The organism is Microcoleus sp. D2_18a_D3, from assembly GCF_036702455.1.
Lineage (GTDB): Bacteria > Cyanobacteriota > Cyanobacteriia > Cyanobacteriales > Microcoleaceae > Microcoleus.
Genome location: NZ_JAUBTK010000095.1, coordinates 1 through 6,913, shown reverse-complemented (window position 1 = coordinate 6,913; position 6,913 = coordinate 1). Strand labels below are relative to the sequence as shown.

General features: G+C 43.8%; 6 protein-coding genes. 4 read left to right on the top strand and 2 right to left on the bottom strand.

Annotation, left to right across the window (positions count from 1 at the left end):
* The first annotated feature begins 174 nt into the window (after positions 1 to 174).
* On the top strand, positions 175 to 651 hold the full coding sequence (locus QUB06_RS29300) for a GxxExxY protein (RefSeq protein ID WP_333389855.1): 477 nt from the start codon (positions 175 to 177) through the stop codon (positions 649 to 651).
* A gap of 113 nt (positions 652 to 764) precedes the next feature.
* Here the strand turns inward: QUB06_RS29300 and QUB06_RS29295 are convergent, their stop codons facing one another.
* Together QUB06_RS29295 and QUB06_RS29290 are read right to left on the bottom strand one after the other, a co-directional pair.
* Positions 765 to 1,496, bottom strand: a complete 732-nt coding sequence (locus QUB06_RS29295) for a WecB/TagA/CpsF family glycosyltransferase (RefSeq protein WP_333438266.1) — start codon at positions 1,494 to 1,496, stop codon at positions 765 to 767.
* A gap of 207 nt (positions 1,497 to 1,703) precedes the next feature.
* On the bottom strand, positions 1,704 to 1,841 hold the full coding sequence (locus QUB06_RS29290; RefSeq protein WP_333038037.1) for a hypothetical protein: 138 nt from the start codon (positions 1,839 to 1,841) through the stop codon (positions 1,704 to 1,706).
* Positions 1,842 to 1,952: 111 nt separating this feature from the next.
* Here QUB06_RS29290 and QUB06_RS29285 point away from each other — a divergent pair, with 111 nt between their 5' ends.
* The 3 genes from QUB06_RS29285 to QUB06_RS29275 all read left to right on the top strand — a co-directional run bounded on the left by QUB06_RS29285 (position 1,953) and on the right by QUB06_RS29275 (position 6,882).
* Positions 1,953 to 5,162, top strand: a complete 3,210-nt coding sequence (locus tag QUB06_RS29285; protein WP_333438265.1) for a glycoside hydrolase family 15 protein — start codon at positions 1,953 to 1,955, stop codon at positions 5,160 to 5,162.
* Positions 5,163 to 5,320: 158 nt separating this feature from the next.
* Positions 5,321 to 6,166, top strand: a complete 846-nt coding sequence (locus QUB06_RS29280) for a TdeIII family type II restriction endonuclease (protein WP_333145976.1) — start codon at positions 5,321 to 5,323, stop codon at positions 6,164 to 6,166.
* A 74-nt stretch (positions 6,167 to 6,240) separates the two neighbouring features.
* Positions 6,241 to 6,882, top strand: a complete 642-nt coding sequence (locus QUB06_RS29275; RefSeq protein ID WP_333438264.1) for a PmeII family type II restriction endonuclease — start codon at positions 6,241 to 6,243, stop codon at positions 6,880 to 6,882.
* Positions 6,883 to 6,913: the final 31 nt, after the last annotated feature.

The following is a 6,913-nucleotide window of genomic DNA, read 5'->3' as shown; positions in this document are numbered from 1 at the left end:
ATAGCCAAATTAGCCAATTAGCTAAACCTCAGACGAGTCAAACCATCCGTGTATCCGTGTCAAAATCCGTGTTGTGCAGTGCTTTCCAGAGAAAAAATTTTTCTGTCTGGGTGAATTTTTTGGGTGCTATGCCAAAATAAGGAAAAAAGCATCTCAACAATTGGATAGAAAAAAATGAGCGAAAAGATTCAGGCGCCACATGAAGACCTAACTTATCGGATCATAGGTGCAGGTATGGCCGTTCACAGACAGCTTGGGCCGGGTTACAAAGAAGCAATTTATCAGGAAAAACTCGAACAACAACTGACAAAAGAGGGAATCGGTTTTGAGCCACAAAAACACCTTCCCGTTTACTACAACGAGCAGTTACTTGGTTTGTACATTCCAGATTTTATTATTGAAAACAAAGTTATTCTGGAAATCAAAGCCTTCGCTACACTTCATAAAAAGTATTTGGGACAAGTCATTACTTACCTGAATCACACGGCTTTACCAATTGGTTTATTAATGAATTTTGGTGACAGAAGACTGCTATCGCGACGTGTATTTCCCTCACCTCAAGCTACTGAGTTTCGCGACAACCATCAGTGGATATTTGTCCCTGACTGGCTGCAAGCTCAAAAACGAAGTCAAGAAGAGACTCCGTTTTAGAGCCAGATTGCGCTAATCAGTGGCAAATAGTAAGATGATTCAATTCATCCGTGTATCCGTGTCAAAATCCGTGTCGTGCTCCGTCTCAAAATCACTGTCCTGCTTACACTAACTTACCCTCTAAAATCTCCCAAAGCCTTCAATGCAAACTGTGGCAAAGCCAACATCCTGCGCCACCGCCAAGGTTCTTGATAAAGCCGATACAACCATTCTAAATGATTGTCGCAAAACCAAGCCGGCGCGCGGGTTTTTGTTCCCGCCCAAATATCGAAACTGCCGCCAACTCCCACCCAAATTGACTGAGGGCAAAGGTGTCGGTGTTCGGCAATCCAAAATTCTTGGCGTGGCACTCCCAAGCCTACAAAAATCAGTTTGGGCTGCATTTTTTTGAGGCTTTCACGGAAGTCTTTTTCTTCCTCTGCAGAAAGATAACCGTGTTGAGAAGCAACCGACAATCCGTTAACTTTTTGCTGCCAACTTTCCGCCGCCTTCGCCGTCACTCCGGGCGCACCTCCAAAGAAAAATACTGGTTCCGAATCAGGCAATTTTCCCGCTTGTTGCAGCAGCGATTCTGCTAATTCAATCCCCGGATAGCGCTGTGCCGGTTTGCCACGCAGCCGCAAGTACAGCACCACTCCCGAACCGTCGGGAATCACCAGTTCCGCTTTGCGGATTACATCTGCTAAAGCCTGATTTTGCTCGGCTTGCATCGCCATTTCAGCATTCAAAGTCACCACATGACTTCCTAACCCTTGATGCAGGCGCTGCATCAGCCAACCTGCATAATCATCTAATATGTGAACTGGTAGTCCCAGCACTGAAAATTGCGGGCGCGATCCATCCATATTTTTTTCTTTGAGATTCCTACACACCTAGTTATTTAAATTAGCTGAGATTGGCGATCGACGCTAGACCAGTTTTGGTCGCAAAAAACCCGGTTTGTGCCACCAAAAGTCTGTTAAGTCATCGTTCGGTGGCCCAGAAACCGGTTTTTTTGTAAGCGACGGGTCGCGCAAGTTCATTAGACTTTGCCAGCCAAGTGCGATCGAGCATTAGCGTTCGATTTTTTTGACAGAGCCGTCGGCGTACCATTCCATCGGTACTAGCTCAATTTTACCATTAATTTTCACTGTAGAGTAGACAACTTTCACGAAAGGAACGCTGTTGTTATTGTGGTTTTGGGTAGACATGGCAATTACCTTTTTGTGTTTGGATAACTTGAGAAATAATCTAATCTCTGATATATTTAAAAGTCTATTCACCGCAAATCTACTCGCATCAGGAAAAAGCAGGAAAACGAAATGGCGATCGCAACAACTCAGCGGCAAACCAGCTTAGATTATTACTACCAGCAAATCAAAAACATTATCCTCAAGCGCCAAAATCCAATTACTGGTTTGCTACCGGCGAGTACAGCCGTTAACGCCCACGGCGACTACACCGATGCCTGGGTGCGGGATAACGTGTACAGCATTCTCGCGGTTTGGGGTTTGGGTTTAGCTTACCGCAAAATTGATGGCGATCAGGGCAGAACATTTGAACTCGAACACAGCACAGTCAAACTGATGCGCGGCTTGCTGTTTGCGATGATGCAACAATCGAGCAAAGTAGAACATTTTAAAAATACTCAGTCGCCCCTAGATGCCCTGCACGCTAAATACAATACTCAAACTGGAAGTATTGTTGTAGGTGATGACAAGTGGGGACATTTACAGTTAGACGCTACATCTATATTCTTATTAATTCTTGCTCAAATGACGGCTTCCGGGCTGCACGTAATTTTTACAATTGATGAAGTCAATTTCGTGCAAAATTTAGTTTACTACATCGGTAGAGCCTACCGCACGCCGGATTACGGAATTTGGGAAAGAGGTCATAAAATCAATCGAGGCAATGCAGAATTGAACGCCAGTTCTGTTGGCATGGCTAAAGCAGCGCTGGAAGCAATAAATGGGTTGGATTTGTTCGGGATTAAAGGCTCTCAAGCATCGGTGATTCACGTTTTGCCCGACGAAATTGCCAGAAGTCGCATAACTTTGGAATCGCTTTTGCCTCGCGAATCTAGCTCAAAAGAAGTAGATGCCGCTTTATTGAGTGTGATTAGTTTTCCGGCTTTTGCTGTTGAAGATCGAGAATTAATAGAACGGACTCGCAATAAGATAATTGACAAATTGCAAGGAAATTACGGCTGCAAGCGGTTTCTGCGGGACGGACACCAAACAGTCTTGGAAGATGCCGATCGCCTGCACTACGAACCCACAGAATTAAGGCAGTTCGAGCACATTGAATGCGAGTGGCCGCTATTTTTCACTTATTTGCTCTTGGACGGCATATTTCAGGGCAATCAAGCTCAAGTGCAGGAGTACCAGCAGCGTTTGGAATCTCTAGCAGTCGATCGCTCTGGTTTGCCGCTGCTACCCGAATTGTACTACGTCCCCGCCGAAAATATAGAAGCAGAAAAGCTAAATCCCCGCAGCCAGCAGCGCTTACCCAATGAAAATATTCCCCTCGTTTGGGCGCAAAGTTTGTATTTTCTCGGTCAATTGCTGAACGAAGGATTAATCGCAGTTGGGGACATCGACCCGCTGGGAAGGCACCTCTCAGTGGGCCAACAGAGAGAACCTTTAGTGCAAATTGCACTGTTAGCTGAAGACGAAGATTTGCAAGCAGAATTAGCCGCTAACGGCATTGCCGCCCAAACCCCAAAACAGGTAGAACCCATTCAAGTCCGCCAGACTAAAGAATTATCAGCTATTTACACGCAAATTGGACGCAACGACCAATTAGGCTTAACCGGCCGCCCCGTGCGCCGTTTGCGGAGTTTAACAACTTCTCGGGTGTTTAAAATTCGCGAAGAGGCGATCGTATTTCTCCCCTCATTTTTGAACAGACAAGAGTTTTACCTAACTTTAGATTACCATTTTTTAGTAGCTCAAATCAAGAGCGAAATAGCTCACATTCACCGCCACTGGTATCAGTTGGGACGCCCTACGGTAACGCTGATGCTGACTCACACGATGCTGGAAACCGGCCGGGAAGCGTTGTTAGAATTAATGAAGGAATTCCGGGATGGACACTGTAACAACACGCCAGTTAAACTCGGAAATCTTAAGCAGTTCATGCTGACTGCTGGAACCGAAAGAATTGATTTCATGCACGATTTTGAATTTACCGAATCTCCGGTGACAGGTGCAGTAGAAACGCGCAGATATCTAACTTACAATCCTGAAAAAACTTGGCCTTTAGGTCACACGCAAGAATTTAAATTAGAGTGCGAAACTAATACTCAATTCTTGCTAAATAGCCTGCAAAACTCCCAAAATTTGTACGAACAAATAGAGTTGCTGCACACCTTAGTTCGTCTCAGGGGATTAAATTTTGATACAGGATTTGGCGGTGCGGAAGAAACAGTTAAAGTTGTGGATTTGCTCAACGAAGTTTATACAAAAGCTGGAGAAAGTTCGCAATCAAAAATCCAATGGGCAGTCATCCGCCATGCTGCAGGTTTGCTAGACAAAGTTGATATCAGCTTGTCGGATGCGGTGACAGATATTTTGGTGCGGCAAAAACAAATTGCTGTGGGGAAAGCCTACAGCGAAGATTCGATAATTTCGCGGCCAGGTTCTTACACGGAAGTGATGGACAAAATTCGCCAATTCTGCGGAGAAGATATTCGCGATCGAGTTCTCACCCAAGAAATTCTAATTTACCTCAGCGTCCTAATTAAAGCAGAACCGCAATTATTTAAAGGTCTGCTGACACTGAGAGTTAGCTACTTTATTCTGCTGTTAACAAGCGAGTTGGCGCGCGAATTGGGAGTTACGCAAAATGAAGCTTACGAACATTTAATGCAGCTAAGTCCCTTTGAAATCAAAAATCGCCTGCGCCAAGTGTTGACAGAATACGAGGAAATGAATCAAATCCTCAAACAGCAAGAATCCCTGCGCGTCAAACAGCAGGAAAAAGATATTGAATGGGTAGTAGCGCCAGTTTCCGAAGAACCGCAAATGCTTGCGGGAGGATGGCGACGGAAGCGGCAAATGGAAGGTGCAGTCAATCGCGTACCGAAGGATTTTTATCCGAGTGTTTGGGGACTGCTGCGGCACTGCAAAGGCTTGATAATTGGCGACAAATTAGAGCGGCGCAATCGGTTAGATAGCCATATTATATTATCGGAAATGACGCCGGGCGAAAAGAATTTCGCGCTACAAATCGAGCATTTGCTGAATAAAATAGTCGCCCCGGAATACCGACAAGTCAATATTGAGGCGCTGATGGAGTTGGCGGCGATCGCCCAGCGTAACCCAGATTTGCAAGTAGAAGAATACATCGTTTTAGATGTATTAGTCGGTCACGCGGTGCGGCTGAATTGGCTGGGTAAACACCAGGAAAGATCGGATAAATACGACGAAGATAAAGCGGCGGCTTGGCAAGCTTTTTACAATACTTCGCCTTACGTTTGCGCGAGTCACGTACTCGATGCTTTCCGGTTCTTGACGAAGTTTGGATAGATTGAGTGCGGGTGGTTAATACAAGTCTTGATCAACTTGTTTGTAGTAAGGACTTCAGTCCTTTTTTTGCCAACTCATCACTAAGGATTAAAGTCCTTACTACAAACCTATTCCACTTTTCCAAAAACTCAAGTAAACTGAATATTCGCAGTAAAATAATGTCAGCTATTAGCTCAATTACACGCGCCATCATCAAAGCATACTTAGAAGTTTTCATCGAAAACCTTGTCAATCAATACAGAGGACGGCTAATACCGAAACTTGATATTCCAGCAGCATATTTATCATGCAAATCTTCTAAAGGTCAATTGAAACCGTTTCAGGCTGCTATTATGCCCTCAGAGTTGCTGCGGATTAACGAGTTTGAAAGAGGTTTCAGCAGCAGCTTGGGCACAACTTATGAAGAATGTGCAAAACTCATTGCTTTGGAACATCACCAAGAAGCAAGCAGAAGCTATGAAATTTCTGGCGAAGTTAGCATAGAGGCTATCCATGAAATTGAGCGTCAGATAGCGCTATTTGAGCAGTCAGCAGACAAAAATGAAAATAAACCTGCTTTTGAAGAAATGATAGAAGCTGTTCTTGAGGCTCAAAAAACTAACCATTTAGTTACGCGATCGGTCAAAGTCAAAGCAGATTTGTACGTGCTATCTCATGACGGGAGAAAATTTTTCTTTGAAATTAAAGGATCGAAACCCAACAAAGGACAATGCTTGGAGGTAATTCAACGACTGCTGAGATATCATTTACTGTGCGGACTGTCTCGGCCCGATGCTCAATCTTATTATGCTATGGCTTACAATCCTTACGGGCCAAATCGTTCAGATTTTCAATGGCCAGTGGCAAGGAAGTACACGCCCTTTGAACAAGCTGTCATTATGGGACATGAGTTTTGGAATATTATAGGGGGAGAGACTGCTTACGAAGAACTTTTGGATATATATCAAGAAGTTGGGCGGGAGAAGGGTAAGTATATGCTTGATGCTCTTGCTTTTGGATTTTAGTAAAGTACGAATTTCTTCTCAGCTTTCTCTTTTCATTTAAGTAATATTTAAAGCAGAGTCTAGGAGAAATAAAAGTGTCAGAGCAACTTCATGAATTATTAGCATTTGTTTTAGAAAAAGAAGTAGGAGTGCCAGCCAGAAAGTCTCGATCTTTCGCCAGTCACTTTGCGGAGTTAGAAGAATTTATTAACTTAGAAGCCGCAACACTCAGAAACGGCATCAGCAGCATATCTGGCAAAACAGCGCTCAGATTTACTCCCGATGAGATTGAACGCATTTTAGCATTTATATCTTCAGGCAAGCTTTCGCTGCAACTTACTATCGCTGAAAATTTTTTAGCCAGCATTTGTCGGGATTTTACTGGGCGACAGCTAGTTATGGTGGAAAATCTGACTTTAGGGAAAATTCATCCCAACCCATTTTTAATCAGGGCGTTAAATCTGGACACTCCAGAAGAAGTTGTCAGGCTTAATGTTTATATGACGGCTACTAGGTCTATTGTCACATCAATGGGATTTTTTATTCAAAAACTATTGATATCTTGCTCTGAAAGTGCAGAAAGTCCACCGGAAGAGTCAGGATGGGAGGCAATTAAAACTACCAGTGATGGCGAGAAATGCTGGATACAGGTAAAAAGTGGCCCGAATGATATGGATAAAGACCAGATAGTATATAGGACTTACGCATTGACAAAAAACATTATCTATGTATTCTAGACTCTAACATCATTGCTAAGGTTCGCCAAAA